The sequence below is a fragment of the Eubacterium sp. An11 genome (genome assembly GCF_002161065.1).
Lineage (GTDB): Bacteria > Bacillota > Clostridia > Lachnospirales > Lachnospiraceae > Anaerobutyricum > Anaerobutyricum faecale.
Map to the genome: position 1 here is coordinate 92,153 of NZ_NFLV01000001.1, position 16,969 is coordinate 109,121.

At 48.3% G+C, this 16,969-nt stretch carries 18 protein-coding genes and 1 tRNA gene; 17 read left to right on the top strand and 2 right to left on the bottom strand.

Annotated features, from left to right (window positions below; genetic code table 11):
* Window positions 1-3: 3 nt before the first annotated feature.
* From B5E53_RS00330 to B5E53_RS00395, 14 genes are all read left to right on the top strand, one after another.
* Window positions 4-1,212 (top strand): aspartate kinase, encoded by a 1,209-nt coding sequence (locus B5E53_RS00330; protein ID WP_087311640.1) that lies wholly within the window; start codon window positions 4-6, stop codon window positions 1,210-1,212.
* A 168-nt stretch (window positions 1,213-1,380) separates the two neighbouring features.
* Window positions 1,381-1,860 (top strand): dCMP deaminase family protein, encoded by a 480-nt coding sequence (locus B5E53_RS00340; protein ID WP_087311644.1) that lies wholly within the window; start codon window positions 1,381-1,383, stop codon window positions 1,858-1,860.
* Between the two features lie 509 nt (window positions 1,861-2,369).
* The gene (gene infC / locus B5E53_RS00345) at window positions 2,370-2,864 is read left to right on the top strand and encodes a translation initiation factor IF-3 (protein ID WP_087282651.1); all 495 of its coding nucleotides are present in this window, start codon (window positions 2,370-2,372) and stop codon (window positions 2,862-2,864) included.
* Window positions 2,865-2,896: 32 nt separating this feature from the next.
* Window positions 2,897-3,094 (top strand): 50S ribosomal protein L35, encoded by a 198-nt coding sequence (gene rpmI / locus B5E53_RS00350; protein WP_087282652.1) that lies wholly within the window; start codon window positions 2,897-2,899, stop codon window positions 3,092-3,094.
* Between the two features lie 23 nt (window positions 3,095-3,117).
* Window positions 3,118-3,474, top strand: a complete 357-nt coding sequence (gene rplT, locus B5E53_RS00355; protein ID WP_087311646.1) for a 50S ribosomal protein L20 — start codon at window positions 3,118-3,120, stop codon at window positions 3,472-3,474.
* Window positions 3,475-3,583: 109 nt separating this feature from the next.
* Window positions 3,584-4,663, top strand: a complete 1,080-nt coding sequence (locus B5E53_RS19610; protein WP_087311648.1) for a glucosaminidase domain-containing protein — start codon at window positions 3,584-3,586, stop codon at window positions 4,661-4,663.
* Between the two features lie 202 nt (window positions 4,664-4,865).
* Window positions 4,866-5,825 carry a hypothetical protein gene (locus B5E53_RS00365; protein ID WP_087311650.1) on the top strand — a complete coding sequence of 320 codons (960 nt, stop codon included), beginning with the start codon at window positions 4,866-4,868 and terminating at the stop codon, window positions 5,823-5,825.
* Window positions 5,826-6,051: 226 nt separating this feature from the next.
* Window positions 6,052-6,136 (top strand) — tRNA-Leu (locus B5E53_RS00370).
* Between the two features lie 193 nt (window positions 6,137-6,329).
* Complete coding sequence (locus B5E53_RS00375; protein WP_087311652.1) at window positions 6,330-6,878, top strand: Ig-like domain-containing protein; 549 nt, start codon at window positions 6,330-6,332, stop codon at window positions 6,876-6,878.
* Between the two features lie 108 nt (window positions 6,879-6,986).
* A complete protein-coding gene (locus B5E53_RS00380; RefSeq protein WP_087311654.1) occupies window positions 6,987-7,481 on the top strand; it encodes a hypothetical protein in 495 nt (164 codons plus the stop codon).
* Window positions 7,482-7,589: 108 nt separating this feature from the next.
* Window positions 7,590-8,339 carry an ATP-binding cassette domain-containing protein gene (locus B5E53_RS20020; RefSeq protein ID WP_343215565.1) on the top strand — a complete coding sequence of 250 codons (750 nt, stop codon included), beginning with the start codon at window positions 7,590-7,592 and terminating at the stop codon, window positions 8,337-8,339.
* A gap of 18 nt (window positions 8,340-8,357) precedes the next feature.
* A complete protein-coding gene (locus B5E53_RS20025; RefSeq protein WP_343215566.1) occupies window positions 8,358-9,416 on the top strand; it encodes an ATP-binding cassette domain-containing protein in 1,059 nt (352 codons plus the stop codon).
* Window positions 9,416-10,135, top strand: coding sequence for a DUF1638 domain-containing protein (locus B5E53_RS00390; protein WP_087311656.1), 720 nt, complete (start codon window positions 9,416-9,418; stop codon window positions 10,133-10,135). The genes B5E53_RS20025 and B5E53_RS00390 overlap by 1 nt, the downstream gene beginning before the upstream one ends.
* A 31-nt stretch (window positions 10,136-10,166) precedes the next feature.
* Entirely contained in the window at window positions 10,167-11,531 is a 1,365-nt protein-coding gene (locus B5E53_RS00395) for a DUF1015 domain-containing protein (RefSeq protein ID WP_087311658.1), read from the top strand.
* 71 nt (window positions 11,532-11,602) lie between these two features.
* Here the strand turns inward: B5E53_RS00395 and B5E53_RS00400 are convergent, their stop codons facing one another.
* A complete protein-coding gene (locus B5E53_RS00400; RefSeq protein ID WP_087311660.1) occupies window positions 11,603-12,844 on the bottom strand; it encodes a 6-phosphofructokinase in 1,242 nt (413 codons plus the stop codon).
* Between the two features lie 185 nt (window positions 12,845-13,029).
* On the opposite strand from B5E53_RS00400, the gene B5E53_RS00405 reads away from it, so the two are divergent.
* Genes B5E53_RS00405 through B5E53_RS00415 form a run of 3 tightly spaced genes read left to right on the top strand, consistent with a single transcriptional unit; the run spans window position 13,030 to window position 15,713 of the window.
* Window positions 13,030-13,830 (top strand): zinc dependent phospholipase C family protein, encoded by an 801-nt coding sequence (locus B5E53_RS00405; protein ID WP_162611724.1) that lies wholly within the window; start codon window positions 13,030-13,032, stop codon window positions 13,828-13,830.
* Window positions 13,831-13,875: 45 nt separating this feature from the next.
* Entirely contained in the window at window positions 13,876-15,513 is a 1,638-nt protein-coding gene (locus B5E53_RS00410) for a serine hydrolase (protein WP_162611725.1), read from the top strand.
* A gap of 5 nt (window positions 15,514-15,518) precedes the next feature.
* Window positions 15,519-15,713: a PspC domain-containing protein gene (locus B5E53_RS00415; protein WP_087311666.1), complete on the top strand. Its 195-nt coding sequence runs from the start codon at window positions 15,519-15,521 to the stop codon at window positions 15,711-15,713.
* 155 nt (window positions 15,714-15,868) lie between these two features.
* Here B5E53_RS00415 and B5E53_RS00420 read toward each other — a convergent pair whose 3' ends face one another.
* Window positions 15,869-16,663, bottom strand: coding sequence for an EFR1 family ferrodoxin (locus B5E53_RS00420; protein ID WP_162611726.1), 795 nt, complete (start codon window positions 16,661-16,663; stop codon window positions 15,869-15,871).
* Between the last annotated feature and the right edge of the window lie 306 nt (window positions 16,664-16,969).

Sequence of the window (16,969 nt, forward strand, 5' to 3'; positions counted from 1 at the left end):
AGTATGTTAATCGTTAAAAAATTTGGAGGTACTTCTGTTGGCAACAAAGAAAGAATATTCAATGTTGCAAGAAGATGTATTGAAGATTATCAGAAAGGAAACGACATCGTAGTAGTTTTATCTGCCATGGGCAAATCCACCGATGATCTCATCGAGATGGCAAGAGATATCAACCCAAAACCATCTAAGAGAGAGATGGATATGCTGATGACCACCGGAGAGCAGATTTCCGTATCCATGATGGCGCTGGCCATGGGATTCCTCGGAGTTCCGGCCGTTTCCTTAAATGCATTTCAGGTGGCAATGCACACCACACACCGCTATGGAAATGCCAGACTGAAAAGAATTGATACCGACCGGATCCGCAATGAGCTGGAACAGAGAAAGATCGTTCTGGTCACCGGTTTCCAGGGCGTGGATAAATATGATAATCTTACAACACTGGGCCGGGGAGGTTCCGACACGACGGCTGTGGCTCTGGCGGCTGCGCTTCATGCAGATGCCTGTGAGATCTACACCGATGTGGACGGTGTGTATACCGCGGACCCGCGCCTTGTAAAGAATGCCCGCAAATTAGACGAGATCACCTACGACGAGATGCTGGAGCTGTCCACCCTGGGTGCCGGCGTGCTTCACAACCGTTCTGTGGAAATGGCCAAAAAATATGGTGTACAGTTAGTGGTACGTTCAAGCTTAAATACAAACGAAGGAACAATTGTCAGGGAGGAAGTAAACATGGAAAAGATGCTTGTCAGTGGAGTGGCAGTGGATAAGAATGCCACAAGAATCGCAGTAGTTGGATTAAAGGACGAACCGGGAGTGGCCTTCCATTTATTTAATGCGCTGGCCAAATACAATATCAATGTGGATGTGATTTTACAGTCCATCGGCCGTGACGGTACCAAGGATATTTCCTTCACCGTGGCAGAAGATGTGGCAGATGAGGCAGTGTCCATCATCCAGAAGAGCTTTCCGAAGAGTGATTACAAAAAGATTGATGAAGAAAAAGATGTGGCAAAATTATCCATCGTCGGTGCCGGCATGATGAGCAACCCGGGTGTTGCGGCATCTATGTTTGAGGCTCTCTATGACTGTGGAGTGAATATTAAGATGATCAGCACTTCTGAGATCCGCGTTACAGTTCTGATCGACCAGAAATACGTGGAGAGAGCGATCAACGCTGTCCATGATAAGTTTTCACTGGCTGACTGATGATGACCCGGGACTTTGTGGCATTGCCGCCGCAAAGTCCTTTTCTTTTTGCACATTTTATGTTATGATACTTATCAAATGGGGCTGTAAAAACCGGTGGGCGGTGAGAGAAAGGACCCGGCCGGGAAGACAGTTTCCGCAGCAACGGGAGAAGACGGAGGTATTCGTATGAAGAGACAGGATTATGTTTCCTGGGACGCTTATTTCATGGGAGTTGCCATGCTTTCAGCGGAGAGAAGCAAGGATAACAACACACAGGTGGGGGCCTGCATCGTAAGTCCTCATAATAAGATTCTGTCCATGGGATATAATGGTATGCCGACGGGCTGCGATGATGACCGCATGCCGTGGGAGCGGAGAGGGACACCTCTGGATACCAAATATCTGTATGTATGCCACGCGGAGCTGAACGCCATTTTGAATTATGGCGGAGGCTCATTAAAAGGCGCGAGGATCTATACGACGCTGTTCCCGTGCAACGAATGTACCAAGGCGATCATCCAGTCCGGCATTGCGGAGGTCATTTATTATTCCGATAAATACGCGGATACAGATTCCACCATCGCAGCCAAGCGCATGCTCGACATGGTCGGGATTACATATCGCCAGTATGAGAGGGAGAATAAAGAGCTGACGCTTCATCTGTAAGGAACGGCGGGAGAGTCCGCGGACAGTTTCCGGAGATGCTGGCCGGCTGTTGGTAAGTGAACAGAATATGATCCGGGATGATATAAAAAGACCCGGAATGAAATGAAAAATAAGGCTTGACAGAACTCATTTCCAATGGTATAGTATCTAAGGTTGTTTGTTAAGGCAACAGAGAGAATAAAGCAGAGTATCCACTCTCACCTCAGCACAATGGTGACTCGGGTTTATATCGTTGGAAAGTGATTGATTTCCGTATCTGTGGAAGCAGAGCGGGATTGGTTGATTATGATATACAGTGGATAGTCTTGCAGCTATCCACTTTTTTTGTTTCATAGAAACGCAGTTTCCTATGAAATAAAAAGGCTCCGCGAGGATCGCAATGCGGCGGATTAAAAGATGTCGCTGCAGCGGCCCGCCGCAGGCGGAGAATCCTGCAAAGCAGGATTTTCCATATCATATAAAAAATGTCCTATGAGGGTTTATGGAGGTGTACGACAATTAACGATTTGATGATTAATGAGCAGGTGCGTGACAGAGAAGTCAGATTGATCAGCGAGAGCGGAGAACAGCTTGGAATCATGTCCGCGAAAGAAGCCATGAAGATTGCCAGAGAGGCAGAACTTGATCTGGTGAAGATCGCACCGAATGCAAAGCCGCCGGTATGTAAGATTATTGATTATGGAAAATACAGGTATGAGCTTGCGCGCAAGGAGAAGGAAGCAAGAAAGAAACAGAAGACCATTGATGTCAAGGAAGTGAGACTCTCTCCGAATATTGACACCAATGACCTGAATACAAAGGTCAATCAGGCAAGAAAGTTCCTTTCCAAGGGAGATAAAGTGAAAGTGACCCTTCGTTTCCGGGGCAGAGAACTGGCTCATGTGAATTCCAGCAAGGTGATTCTTGACGAATTTGCTGCACAGCTTTCTGACTGCGCAGTCGTCGACAAACAGCCGAAGTTTGAGGGAAGAAGCATGACAATGTTTTTAACTGAAAAACGTTAATTCTATATAGAACAATTTAGGAGGACTTAATTATGCCAAAAATGAAAACAAGCAGAGCTGCTGCAAAGCGCTTCAAAAAAACAGGTACTGGACAGTTAAAAAGAATGAAAGCTTATAAGAGCCATATCTTAACAAAGAAATCTCAGAAGAGAAAGAGAAACCTGAGAAAGTCTACAGTTACAGACCCGACAAACGCAAAGAACATGAAGAAGATTTTACCATATCTTTAATCGCATATAGGAGGACGTAAATTATGGCAAGAGTAAAAGGCGCAATCGGCGCAAAGAAAAGACATAACAGAACATTAAAGCTTGCGAAAGGTTACAGAGGAGCAAGATCCAAACAGTATAGAGTAGCAAAACAGTCTGTAATGAGAGCTCTCACAAGCGCTTATGCAGGAAGAAAACAGAGAAAGAGACAGTTCAGACAGCTCTGGATCGCACGTATCAATGCGGCAGCCAGAATGAACGGTATCTCTTACAGCAAACTGATGCACGGTCTGAAACTGGCCGGTGTGGAAGTAAACAGAAAAATGCTTTCTGAGATGGCGATCAGCGATCCGGCAGGATTTGCAGCCCTCGCAGAATTAGCAAAGAGCAAGGTGGCCTAATGAAAGATGAGACCAGTAAACGGAAGTTTACTGGTCTTTTTTCTTTATAAAAAACCAGTCCATTCATTAAATAACATTTAATTTATATTTCAAAAAGGAGGAGATTGTTATGCAACATGTAACGAAACTTAAGAAATTGGTAATCTTTTTGCTGGCTTTTGTAATGATTACCAGCTCGGTCGGTGCATCAGCGGCTGTTACATATCAGAAAGGAAGCAGAACTTATTCATACAGCGGCTCTTCCTATACTGTGTATTATAACAGCAAGCAGGTTAGTACAAAGAAAAAGACAGGTGTTCTCATTGATGGAAGTATTATGATTCCGTACAAGGCCTGTCTTGTAAAGAGAGGACCAAAGATGACGGCCAAGTATAATAAGTCATCAAAAAAATTAGTACTTTCTTATAACGGAACAAAGGTCAAACTGTTTGTCGGCAAGAAAAAGATAAAAGTGAATGGAACAAAGAAGAAAATAAGCGTTGCGCCGCTGTTTGTGAAATTTAACGGCAAAAAGACGCTTATGATTCCGGCCAGAGCGGTTTTTGAAGAAGGATTCGGATTTACTTACGAATATAAGAAAAAGAAAAAAGCCGTCTACATCACCGAGCCGGAGACCACGACCAACAGCGCTCCTGTGGAAGTGCCGGCAGCCCCTCAGACAGGCGGCATGACGGCAGCGGCATTTGCCGGCATGAATACTTCCCAGTTTATTCAGACCATGGGACCGATTGCCCAGGCTGATTACAAAAAGACCGGAATCTTAGCTTCTGTGACCCTTGCCCAGGCGATTCTGGAGAGCGGATGGGGCAAATCAGAACTGGCGCAGAAAGGCAACAATCTGTTCGGCATGAAGACAGTTTTATCCGGTAACACATGGAGCGGCTCTGTGTGGGACGGATACAGCAGTGTGACCATCAATACCGGCGAAGAATATGATGGCAAACATGTGACCATCAGCGCTCCGTTCCGGAAATATTCCTGCGTGGAGCAGTCGGTGGCTGATCATTCCGCTTATCTGCTCAATGCAAGAGATGGTTCTTCTTACAGATATGCCGGCCTGACATCCACCAACAGCTACAAAAAGCAGCTGACCATCATCAAAAACGGTGGATATGCCACAAGCAGTACATACGTTTCTCAGCTGACTTCTTTGATTGAGAGATATGGTCTTAACCAGTATGACCAGTAGGATATGGGAAATGTAATCCTGGCCAGCAGGACTGGAAAGATTCGGAACACGTGGTCCTGGCCCGTATGATCGGTAAAGTATGAAAAATGTGGTTTTGATCAAGGATTGGTTCTTCAAAAGAAATGTCTGTTCCCGGTGTGGACAGGCATTTCTTTTTATTTTTTCCTGTGTTATAATGCTGATGTAAAGTTAGGAGGATTCTATGAGACGCGTAAGACGGACGAAAAAATCAGGACTGCTCCAGAGCCCCCTGTTTTCCATGGTGATTTCTCTGCTGCTTGTGGCGGCGGCCGTGGGATTTGTTTTTGGGTTTGGCGCATTTCTGAAGCACCAGACATACACCGGACCGGAGGTGGCATCCGGCCTCGAATCAACAGAGGAAAAAGAGGAATCACCGGAATATCTGGATATTGACAACAGTTTTCAACCCTGTTATGTGATGATCTGCGAGGTTCCGCCTCTGGGGCTGTGGGCCAATCCCATTCCCGGTGAGAAAACCGATGCCTCAACGATGCTTGTCAGCGGACAGATTGTACATGCGAAGCAGCGAGGCACCTACAAGGGAGAAACCTACTATAAGCTGGACGACGGCAGCTATTTGAGCGCAGGCATTTCCCATGCGCAGCCTCTGCTGGATTATACGGAGATGGAAGGATATCTGGCTATCACCTATATCAGCTCTTCGGGTGTCCGTTTGAGAAAATGGGCAGACTTCGATGCCGATAACGTGGTGGGAGCAGTCTATGTGGGCGACAAAGTACAGATCAAAGCGAAGGTCCAGACGGAAAAGGGTGATTCTGCATATATCACGACAGATGGTCTGTATATCACGACGGACGCCCAGTATTTTAATGACTATACCAGCGTTCCGGAAAAGAGCAGTGACAGTAAGACCGGAACAAAATCCGGGGAGAGCGGCAGCAGGGCTGATTTTTTCCAAAAAGAAGGCACGGAAGACAAAGAAAGTACGGAAGACAAATCAGAGAAAACAAAATCGACCCGTTCCGCCGGAACGACAGCTTCCGGTTCTTCTAAGAACACGGAACGGAACGAAAAAGCTTCAGAAAAATCTACGGCAGATTCCGGGCAGACAGATTCCCGGGAGACACTGAATCCCGGAAAATGGGATTTTTCCGACAAGGAACTGAATCAGCAGGACTGATTTTATGCTGTCAGAGAAAAGACCGCTTTTGGGCTGCAGAAATTGCAGAGAAAAGGCGGTCTTTTGCCCTGATCCGGGGGCTGTAAAAAGGTGAAATTGTACCAGAAGAATAAACAATATATTTTTTTGAAAAAAATTGAAAAAAGTACTTGCATTATTACAAAATGCGTGCTATAATCAATTTCGTTGGTGAGGGAGAGCAAAACATCAACAAAAAAGAATACATGCAGACGTGGCGGAATTGGCATACGCGCTAGACTAAGGATCTAGTCCGGGCTAACTGGGTACGGGTTCAAGTCCCGTCGTCTGCACTCGAAGAGAATGGAGAATCACAAGATTGTGGTTCTCTTTTTTCGTTGTACGGGAAGCAGTTCCCCTTTTTTCGTGGAAGCCTTTTTTAACGCTGGAATGATGATTTTGTTTGTGCTATAATATTTTTTATCGTCGGATCAAGACGAAATATATTGCATCACACAAATCTACAAAAAGATAAAGGAGGAAGTCATGAAAAACATTTTGAAAAAGTTGATGATCGCATCCCTGGTTCTGACGCTGGCGCTGCCGGTGGGCTCCTGGTCAGGCGCCAATGCGGAAGCAGCGGAAGTGACGCAGACACAGCCGGCAAAACCAGTAAAATTGTCGAAAAAAGTGCTGAAACTGAAAGTGGGACAGAAAAAGAAACTGGTGCTTAAAAATGCAGCCGGGAAAGTCACCTGGAAATCCAAAAACAGCAGCGTGGCAAAGGTCGGACGAAAAGGTGTCGTCCGGGCGAAAAAAAGCGGAAAGACAACCATCATCGCCAGATTTGGCGGTAAAAAATACAAATGCAAAGTGACGGTGACTGCTCCTGCATCTTCCAGCCGTTCTTCCTCGGGAAGCAGTTCCTCCGGTTCCTCTTCGGACACCAGCAAGACCGGAACCGTCTACTGGACGCCGGGCGGAAGCGTATATCATTATTCCCGAAGCTGTCCGACACTGTCCAGATCGAGAATCGTGTACAGCGGAACACCTTCGGAGAGTGGAAAGAGCCGCGGATGCAAGGTATGTGGCTGAAGAAAAAGATATAGAAATCACGAAAGAAAAAGGATTGCCTTTAAAGGAGGCAGTCCTTTTTTGTGTGAAGAAATGAAAACCGGTATAGGGTAAAGGAGGTATGAGGAAATGATAAGAAAAAAGATCGGCCTGTTTTTATTTTTGGCAGCAGTCGTTCTGGCGGATGCCACGGCTTTAGCTGCTCCGGCTGGCGAAGAGACACAGGGCAGGAAGACAGACAGAGGGACAGAAGGATATTTTAAAGAGGTAAAGCAGGAGAGATGCTTTAAAAATGAAGGACTGATAAAACATTTCAAGGACAGGAGAGCGATCAGACATTTTATAGAAGAAACGTATCCGGAGAGTTACCGGGTGATCTGTATCCCGGGGAGACGGCTGAAGGCGGGGAAGCTTCGGAAGAGAAGGAGAAGGAATATTGTCTATGTGGCAAAATGGGTTTCTTTTTCGAGGGGAAGAAAAGGCGTTACGAGAGACGGAAAAAGAATACGCTATAATAAAAAAGTAAAGCGGGGAAAGAAAGTATTCAGTTATCTGATCTATGATCCGCGGACCGGAAAAGAAGATGACGTGGCGGCGGTGGTCGATAACGGACGGATAAGATAAGGTATTCAAAAAGCGGGATTTATGTTATACTTATGCCTGGTTTTGCCGCTGTCACGGCGGTTGATGTTTTGTTGTGAAAGAAAACAGAAAAAGAAACCGGAGGTATATATGAGTGTAATAAATATTGAACATATTTCCAAGCTGTACGGTGACCGGATGGTGCTGGACGATCTGTCATGCAGCGTGGACGCAGGAGATAAAATAGGTATCGTCGGTGTGAACGGCACAGGAAAGTCGACTCTGCTGCGCATGATTGCCGGAGATGAGGAGCCGGACAGCGGAACGATCATCTTCTCCAGAGGAATGACTGTGGGATGGCTGCCGCAGAATCCGGATTTTCCGGAAAAAGGCAGCGTGCTTTCCTATGTGTGTGAAGGTTCGGGGGAAGATTACGCTTTTGAGAGCGAAGCCAAATCTATGCTGAATTCCCTGGAACTTTATGATTTCCGGCAGCCCATCCGGGAACTTTCCGGAGGCCAGAAAAAGCGGGCGGCTCTGTGCAGAGTGCTTTTGCAGAATACCGATGTGCTGATTCTTGATGAGCCGACCAACCATCTGGACAGTTTTATGGCGGACTGGCTGGAAAAGTATCTGGTGCGCTATAAGGGCGTGCTGCTTCTGGTTACCCACGACCGGTATTTCCTTGACCGGGTGACCACACAGATCTGGGAAGTGGATGCAGGAAAAGTGTACACGTATCTGTCCAATTATTCCGGATATCTGGAAAGAAAGGCGGAAAAAGAAGAGATGGCCCAGGCCGCGGAGCGGAAACAACAGAGTATCCTGCGGGTGGAACTGCAGTGGGTGATGCGGGGCGCCCGGGCGAGAAGCACCAAGCAGAAAGCAAGGCTTGAGTGATTTGAGCGGTTAAAAAGTATGGATGCGCCTCAGAGCGCCCGGCAGGTGGAGATGGAAGTGGTCGGCACCAGGCTCGGCAAGAAAACCATCGTTTTGGAACACATAGCAAAAAGTTACGGAGATAGACAGCTGTTTACAGATTTTTCGTACATTTTCCGGAGATATGAGCGTATCGGCTTTGTGGGAGCCAACGGCTGCGGAAAGTCCACGCTGATGCGGATTCTTGCGGGAAAAGAACAGCCTGATGGAGGAACGGTCGACTGGGGAGAGACCATCAAGATCGGCTATTTTGCCCAGGAATGTGAAGTGATGGATGAAAGACAGCGGGTCATCGACTATATCCGCGATGAGGCGGAATATGTGCAGACATCCGCCGGAAGGATCTCGGCCACAAGGATGCTGGAAAGATTTTTATTCAGTCCGGATATGCAGTACGCCCCCATAGCCAAAATCTCCGGCGGAGAGAGACGGAGGCTGTATCTTCTGAAGGTACTCATGGGAGCTCCCAATGTACTGATTCTTGATGAGCCCACCAATGACCTTGATATCGCGACCCTGCAGGTGCTGGAGGGCTTTCTTGACAATTTCCCGGGTATCGTCATAGTGGTATCGCACGACCGGTACTTCCTTGACAGGATTGCAGACCGTATCGCCGCTTTTGAGGATGGCAGAATCAAGGTTTATGAAGGCGGTTATACGGACTACCTGGAAAAAAGGGCCGGCAGGGAGGAAACCGGAGAGAACTCCGGGGGAGAAGAGAAGAAAGGAAATTCTTCCGGCGGTTCATCCAGAAAGAAACGTTCCTACCGGGACCCGGAAAGAGAGAAGCTGCGGTTTACCTTTGCGGAACAGAAGGAGTTTGAGACCATAGATGAGGATATTGAGGCGCTGGAAAATAAAATGGAGACCATCGAGGAGGAGATTTCCAAAAACGCCACAAATTTTGTCAAGCTCAACGAATGGGTACAGGAAAAAGAAAATGTGCAGAAGCAGCTGGACGAGAAGATGGAACGCTGGGTATATCTCAATGACCTGGCGGAGAGAATTGAAGAACAGAGAAAGGAAAGACAGAGCTGATGAAAACCGCATTGATTGCCTGCCGGACGCTGGAAAAAGAAATTTCATATATCCTGGATCATGAGCCCGTAAACATTGATATGGTCTTGTATGTGCCTTCCGGACTCCATAACACAACGGCCCGGCTTCAGGAGGCAGTGCGGGAGCAGATGCGCCGTCTGGAAGGAACCGGCGTGGAGAGACTGCTGTTATGTTTCGGTCTCTGCGGCAATATGGTGGACGGTCTTACGACAGGAGACTATGAGACTGTCATGCCAAAGACGGATGACTGTATCACCCTGCTGCTGGGATCGGCGGAAAGAAGAAGATATCTGGATGAGACAAAGAGAGGGTATTTCCTGACGGAAGGCTGGCTTCAGGGAAAAGCCAATCTGCACAGCGAATATCAGAAAGCAGTGGAAATGTACGGGCAGGAGATGGCCGATGACATTTACAGGGAGATTTTTCAGGGGTACCGGTATCTGACTTTAATTGATACGGGACAACCCGATTATCCGGCATTTGTGCAGGAAGGAAAGAAAATAGCGGAAGATTTCGGACTGGAGCCGCTGCCCGTCAAAGGAGAGACCGGCTGGCTGAAGGAATATTTGCTTCAGGACATAGAACAGTTGAAAACACAGGATAAAGTGGTGATTTATCCGCCGCACAGTCGGATGAGTTTTAAAGATTTTATCACACCTGCGGAGAACACCCATGAGACCGCGCAGGATTGTATGTAGACAGACAGGAAAAGAGAGAGGAGAAAACAGAATGAACAGAGCATTTTATCCGGCAGACATTCTTCTGCCGAAGAAAGGAACGGATATGTCCCGGTGGTCGGTGATTGCCTGCGACCAGTTCACCAGCGAGCCGGAATATTGGGAGGAGACAGAAAAAATCGTGGGAGAGGCTCCGTCCACTCTGCGGATGATCCTGCCGGAAGTCTACCTGGACGGCCCGCAGGAGGAAGAAAAACTGGAACAGATCCGCCAGTCAATGGAAAACTATCTGGAAGAGGATCTCTTTTCCGTCTATGAAGATTCTATGATTTATGTGGAACGGACGGACAGCAGCGGCAAAGTCCGGGCCGGTATTGTGGGCTGCATAGATCTGGAGCAGTATGATTATCATAAAGGAAGCGATTCTCTGGTGAGGGCCACAGAGGCCACTGTGGAGGAAAGGATTCCGGCGAGAATCCGCGTCCGGAAGAACGCGCCCCTGGAACTGCCGCATATCATGCTGCTGATCGATGATAAAGGGCAGACGGTGATAGAGCCATGCGGGCAGTACAGGAAAGAGGAGAATCTTCTCTATGATTTTGATCTGATGCAGGGCGGCGGTCATCTGAGAGGCTATCTTCTGGACAAAAAAGAGCAGGAGCGGATCCTTGCCGCCCTGGACCTGCTGGCGGAGGAACAGGCCGGAAATATCCAGCTGGAGGATCCGAAGTCGGACGGTCGTGTGTCCGGCAGCGGCGAGTCTTCCGCCATGGTGTTAGCGGTGGGCGACGGCAATCACTCCCTGGCATCCGCCAAAGAGTTTTATGAACAGTTAAAGGCGGCGCATCCGGAGGAAGATTATTCCACGCATCCGGCCAGATACGCCCTGGCGGAGATTGTCAATCTCCACAGTCCGGCTCTGGAATTTGAGGCGATTCACCGCATCGTAACAGAGACAGATGTGGACGCTCTTCTGGAGGAGATGACAGAGAAACTGGGGCTTGTGTTTGAGAAAGAAAATGTGCCTAAGGAGAATGCCGGTGAGGATACCGCGGGAGAGAACAGCGGAATCCACGATCTGGATAAAGGCTGCCAGGAAATGTACATTGTCAGAAACGGCCTGTGCCAGAAGACCATCATTACCCGGCCGGTTTCCAAATTGACCGTGGGAAGTTTACAGGCTTTTCTGGATACTTATCAGAAAGAGCATCCGCTCAGCATGGATTATATTCACGGGGCGGATACGGTGCTGGCCCTCTCCGGAGAAGAAGGGTGCGTCGGATTTTTATTGCCGGATATGGCGAAAGGAGACCTGTTCCCGTCAGTGATGGCGGACGGAGCGCTGCCAAGGAAGACTTTTTCCATGGGACATGCGGAAGATAAGAGATATTATACCGAGTGCCGGAAGATCCGGTGACAGATCATATAAACGATCCCGGCGGCTTCTCACAGAGGCCGCCGGGATTCTTTCTCACGGTTTAATGTGGCTTATTTGTTTTTATTATGGAGCGTCAAATGTCTTGGAAGACCACCGGCGTAATACGGCAGGATATTGCCGAGAATCAGCGGGCGGGCGTACTCCAGATATTTTTCGCTGACATAGGTGCCGTCATTGATGATCCAGTCCCGTGGAACCTTGCGTTCCACGTTGGCAATTTCATGGATATCATATTTGTTGTAAGTGACCAGATAAGGTTCCCGGCTGGTGACCTGAATGGTGACCATCATACCGGTGTGCCCTTCCATGGCGGCCTGGCAGGCCACAAATCCGACGGCGGAAGCCTCGTCCACATCAATGCGGGAAGCCATGTGGGTGGCGCATCGCTGCAGGGTGGAAAACTCAATCGGGCGGGATTTCAGCCCCGTAGCCTCAGTAACCTTGTTGGCCAGGAAAGAGGCGCAGCCGGATAACTGTTTATGGCCGAAAGCGTCCACGTAATCGGACATGCTGCCCAGCTCGCAGACGAAACGTCCGTCGGTGAGACGGATGCCCTCGGAGACAGCAATGACGACGGAACGCTTGGTCTCCGCCAGATGTTTTACCTTTGTCATGAAACTGTCCAGATCAAACGGAACTTCCGGAAGATAAATGAGATCCGGGCCTTCACAGTCGATCCCTTTGGACAGAGCCGAAGCGGCGGCCAGCCAGCCTGCGTGGCGGCCCATGATCTCCACGATACACACCGTCGGTTTGGACGCGCCGAAGCTGGCGTTGTCGCGGATGATCTCTTTCATGGATGTGGCGATATATTTGGCCGCGGAACCATAGCCCGGCGTGTGGTCTGTAAGAGGCAGATCGTTGTCGATGGTTTTTGGAACGCCCATGAACTTCTGTGGTTTATCCTTTTTGGCTGCATAATCGGACAGCATCTTGATGGTGTCCATGGAGTCGTTGCCGCCGATGTAAAGAAAATACTGGATGTTGTATTTTTCCATAATATCAAACATTTTGTCATAGACATCTTCATTGCCTTCGATAGGCGGCAGCTTGTAGCGGCAGGAACCCAGGAAAGACGCCGGCGTCCTTTTTAATAAAGAAATGTCCGCATGACAGGTGATGTAATCATCGAGATCGATGATATCTTCGTTTAAAAAACCTTCGATTCCGTAATGCATGCCGTAGACTTTTTCTGCACCGTACTTTTTGGCAGCCTGGATAACCCCGGCCAGGCTGGAATTGATGACGGCCGTCGGTCCTCCGGACTGGCCCACCAATACATTTCCCTTCATAAATATGTACCTCCTCTTTGTGCAAAAATGCACAATTTTTTTCAATTATTATAACAGTTATATATTAAATGCGCAATTCTTTTGTCATTTTTGTTCAAAAAAACGAAATTTCGAAGAATTTTCAGCCTTTTAAGATAGAGAATATTGTGATAGAATAAGACAGATGCGAAAGAAGAGGGATGATTATGCCAACAACATACACACATTATACGTATGGACAGGAGATTTTCCGGATGCTCAGTCCGAAGCTGCAAAAAAAGATCCGTCCATATATGAATTATTATAACATTGGAGTACACGGACCGGATATTTTGTTTTATTACCGTTCTTTTTCCAAAAATGCGGTGAATCAGTACGGTGTCAAGGTACACGACGAGCCGATGCGCTGTTTTCTGGAACACGCGTTCTCTGTATTTAAAAAACAGCGCAGAAAGAACGCGGCTTTTGCCTACCTGGCAGGCTTCATGACACACTATATTCTGGACAGCACCTGCCATCCGTATATCCGCCGGCGCATGGTGGAGACGGGGATCAGCCACGCCGAGATGGAGACTGACTGGGATTATCTTATGATGAAGAGAGATTACAGGAATCCTCTTCACTATAAGGTGGCAAGGCATATCCACACAGGGCTTGCCTACGCGTCCGTGATCGGGCCGTATTATGATATCAGCCCACGGAAAATAAGTGCGGGACTTTGGTACATGAAACTGGTTTTAAATCACATTTTTCACTCTCATTTTGGAGTGAAGCGGGCGGTATCGGCATTCCTCAATGAGATGTTTCTGCCGAAGCTCAGTTTTCAGCACTATTTCAGAAAGAAAAAAATGAATCCGCAGAACAGAGAAACCTGCCGGCAGCTGTACCGGCTCTATAAGTGGAGCAGGACGGAGTGCGTGGAGGCGATTGAGGAAATGTACCAGGCTTTGCAGAAGGATGATCGTTCTTTCTGTGAAAAAGGAAGATTCGAGCGGCTGTTTTCCTGAAAAGGATGGCCGCATCATAAAAAAACAAAAGAGGAGGCGATGAAAATGTCAGACAGCCATACGAGGGATAAAAACATACGCAGAGGGGTAAGCTTTATGCTGATGGCAGTGTTTGCGCTGTGCCTGTTATTGCCCGTAAAGGGAGAGGCAAAGGTGCGGGCACCGAAAATGCAGTGTCATGCCTATGCGGTGATGGATGCGGGCTCGGGAGAGATCCTTTTCGGGCAGGACGAAAATAAAATGATTTATCCCGCCAGTACGGCAAAACTGATGACAGCCATTGTCTGTGTGGAGAATGGCAATGTCAATAAAAAGATTAAAACCAGATCAGAAATTGTCAATGGGACCACGTACGGCACCTATTGTCTTGGTCTGCCGTCGGGCGTGAAGTTTACGTTTAATGATCTGCTGAGTATGTGCCTGGTTGCTTCTGCCGCCGACGCGACAGATTCCCTGGCGGCCGGTGTGTTTGGTTCCAAGGAAGCCTGTGTGGAGGCCATGAACGCCAAATGTGCGGAGATGGGACTCACCCAGACCAGTTTTGACAATCCGGTGGGGTCCGATATCGGAGCCGGATTTTACGAGACCTATTCCACCGCGGCGGAGATGGCGGAAATCTGCCGGTATGCCATGACCATTCCGATCATCCGGACTGCCGTGGCCAAATCTCATTATGATAGCAGCAACGGATTGGTCAGCTGCAATACCACCAACTGGTTTTTAAGAGGATTGTCCTCCTATGACGAAGATGAGTATACGGTCATCGGCTCCAAATCCGGAACCACCAATGCGGCCGGCGATGTGTTCATCGCCACAGCGGTGGATGACGAGGGCCATGAGGTTATCTGCGCTTACTTTGGAAATGTGAGCAAAGCGAGTACATTTTCTTCCATACGGAAACTGTTTGACTATACATTTAAAAAGTATAAAAACGGAAAGCTGCAGCTGACCTCCGGCAATTACGATGTGAGATGTTCGGAGGATCTGGGCGATGTTTACAACGAGTATGCCGCGCTCAATTGTTTTCCATCCGGCAAAGACGGTCTGTATCATCCGCAGAAGGCTGTCACGAGAACAGAGCTTGCGAAAATGTTCCGGGGTGTGGATAATTTGAGCGGCAACGCGGTTCTGGATGTATTTGAAAAAGGAAACAGCAAGGGCACCGTGACTGTAAGCCGTCTGGCTTCCCTGATCCAGGAGCTGTATCCGGAGCATCTGACAGAAGAGGAAGTGGAGGAGACATTAAGCGGCTGCACCAATGCGGAGGAGCTCACAGAGGAAGAGAAGGAGGCCTACGCACTTTTCCTTCAGAATGGATTGTCTTCCGATGATTCCTGCCGGAACGCAAAGCAGATCCTCACCAGAAAACAGGCGCTGCTCATTGCCGACAGATTGTCCGATTATCAGGTGCGCTACTATGCGTCTCATCCGGAATTTCTGACCGGTGACGCACAGCCGGCAGAAGCGGAAGGTGCGGCGGCTGGTAATGTATCCACGGAAGGTGCCGCCGGAGAGACTTCCGCAGCCGATAATGCGGCGGCTGGCACATCCGAGGGAACCGGAACGCAGGGCGTGTATCCGGCGCTGTCCTGCGGAAACATGGACGCCCTGGCAGGATTTAATAAAAAGTGGATGGAATATCTGACTGATCAGATTATCCGGACAGCAGAGGAAGGAGCCTGAGTATTATGGGAAGAAAGTTATATAAATCAGAAACAGACAGAAAGATTCTCGGCGTGTGCGGAGGAATCGCGGATTATTTCGGCATCGATTCCACTATCGTCCGCCTGATTCTCGTCTTTATCACTCTCTGGGGATTTGTTCCGGGAATCCTTATCTATATCATCGCGGCCTTTGTGATGCCCGATGAGCCGGTGCGTTAGAGCCGGGGATATCAATTTACAGTGAACAAAATAAAACCGTCACAAACGGAAGAATATCCATGCCGTTGGAAGGCAGTGGATACCGCTCCTTGTTTGTGGCGGTTTTTATTGTAATGCTGTGATTTGATTATGCTGCTGACGCTGCGATCACAGCCTTATCCGATGGTATACCATGGTTCCTGTCTGGTATCACACAGCGGACGAAGCAGCCGGTCACGAAGCGCTTCCAGAGGCTTTTCTGTGAAAGACTTGGCCTGGGCCGGGCAGATGCGGATGCAGGCACCGCAGCGGATGCAGATATCATTGTTGATATCCCGCGGATTGCTGTCGCTGATGGCCTTCATCGGACAGACGCCGGCGCAGAGCATACAGTAGATACAGTACTCATTGGTCTCCACATTGAACGGGAACTGGGTCATCGGCGGTTTCTCATACGGATAGTTACCTGGAATATCCAGCTTTTTCATATCGTAGATCACAGCGAGGCGCAGACGCTCTTTGATCTTATCGCCAAACTCCTTCACTACGGCCATATCCTTCTCATCCGGACGGCCGCTGGCCAGATCACTTAAATAAGTATGCTGGCAGACAAAAGAAGCGGCTGCCACAGGAACAAATCCTTTGCTGCCAAGCTCCTTGTAAAGCTCCATCAGCGCGTCATCGACAGCCCTGTTACCGTAAGTCACCACCAGCACCACCGGCGTGCTGATGCCGCGGAACCGGCTTAAGCACTCGCTCACCGGAGTCGGGATCCGTCCACCGTAAACCGGGACGCCGATGATCAGCAGATGATTTTCCGTAAACCGAAAATGATTCTGACGCATATCATAGTCGGTAAGATTGATGTTCTCCACCGGATAATCCTTAAAAGACTCCCCGATACCGGTGACCACCTTTTTGGTGGTGTCCCCCGGGCTGAAATAAGCGCAGTATACTTTTGATATCTTCACAATAAATCCTCCCATCGTTTCAATTTGTAAATGTATCGTTTGCTGTCACAATTTCTTATATTATAAAACGATTGGCGGAGAGATTCAATGAAAGAGTTGAGATTTCCGGGAATATAGGAAAAAAGGGGATTGTAAAGGTGGTAACAAGACGATTCTATCAGTCCTCCTTCACAGCTCGCGGTCGAAAGCCGTATGTGTCCAAAATGTCATTTGTCTATTGAAAAATCGCTTTGTTCCACCTTTACAAATATCCTGTGCTACGCTGGCAAAACAGCAGGTTATGGCTACAGACGAATCAGCGGATAC

Coding starts and splice junctions, on each gene's coding strand:
- B5E53_RS00375 (WP_087311652.1), top strand. CDS start 6,330: ATGAAAAACATTTTGAAAAAGTTGATGATCGCATCCCTGGTTCTGACG.
- B5E53_RS00330 (WP_087311640.1), top strand. CDS start 4: ATGTTAATCGTTAAAAAATTTGGAGGTACTTCTGTTGGCAACAAAGAA.
- B5E53_RS00365 (WP_087311650.1), top strand. CDS start 4,866: ATGAGACGCGTAAGACGGACGAAAAAATCAGGACTGCTCCAGAGCCCC.
- rplT (WP_087311646.1), top strand. CDS start 3,118: ATGGCAAGAGTAAAAGGCGCAATCGGCGCAAAGAAAAGACATAACAGA.
- B5E53_RS20020 (WP_343215565.1), top strand. CDS start 7,590: ATGAGTGTAATAAATATTGAACATATTTCCAAGCTGTACGGTGACCGG.
- B5E53_RS00340 (WP_087311644.1), top strand. CDS start 1,381: ATGAAGAGACAGGATTATGTTTCCTGGGACGCTTATTTCATGGGAGTT.
- rpmI (WP_087282652.1), top strand. CDS start 2,897: ATGCCAAAAATGAAAACAAGCAGAGCTGCTGCAAAGCGCTTCAAAAAA.
- B5E53_RS20025 (WP_343215566.1), top strand. CDS start 8,358: ATGGATGCGCCTCAGAGCGCCCGGCAGGTGGAGATGGAAGTGGTCGGC.
- B5E53_RS00405 (WP_162611724.1), top strand. CDS start 13,030: ATGCCAACAACATACACACATTATACGTATGGACAGGAGATTTTCCGG.
- B5E53_RS00395 (WP_087311658.1), top strand. CDS start 10,167: ATGAACAGAGCATTTTATCCGGCAGACATTCTTCTGCCGAAGAAAGGA.
- B5E53_RS00410 (WP_162611725.1), top strand. CDS start 13,876: ATGTCAGACAGCCATACGAGGGATAAAAACATACGCAGAGGGGTAAGC.
- B5E53_RS19610 (WP_087311648.1), top strand. CDS start 3,584: ATGCAACATGTAACGAAACTTAAGAAATTGGTAATCTTTTTGCTGGCT.
- infC (WP_087282651.1), top strand. CDS start 2,370: ATGATTAATGAGCAGGTGCGTGACAGAGAAGTCAGATTGATCAGCGAG.
- B5E53_RS00400 (WP_087311660.1), bottom strand. CDS start 12,844: ATGAAGGGAAATGTATTGGTGGGCCAGTCCGGAGGACCGACGGCCGTC.
- B5E53_RS00380 (WP_087311654.1), top strand. CDS start 6,987: ATGATAAGAAAAAAGATCGGCCTGTTTTTATTTTTGGCAGCAGTCGTT.
- B5E53_RS00415 (WP_087311666.1), top strand. CDS start 15,519: ATGGGAAGAAAGTTATATAAATCAGAAACAGACAGAAAGATTCTCGGC.
- B5E53_RS00390 (WP_087311656.1), top strand. CDS start 9,416: ATGAAAACCGCATTGATTGCCTGCCGGACGCTGGAAAAAGAAATTTCA.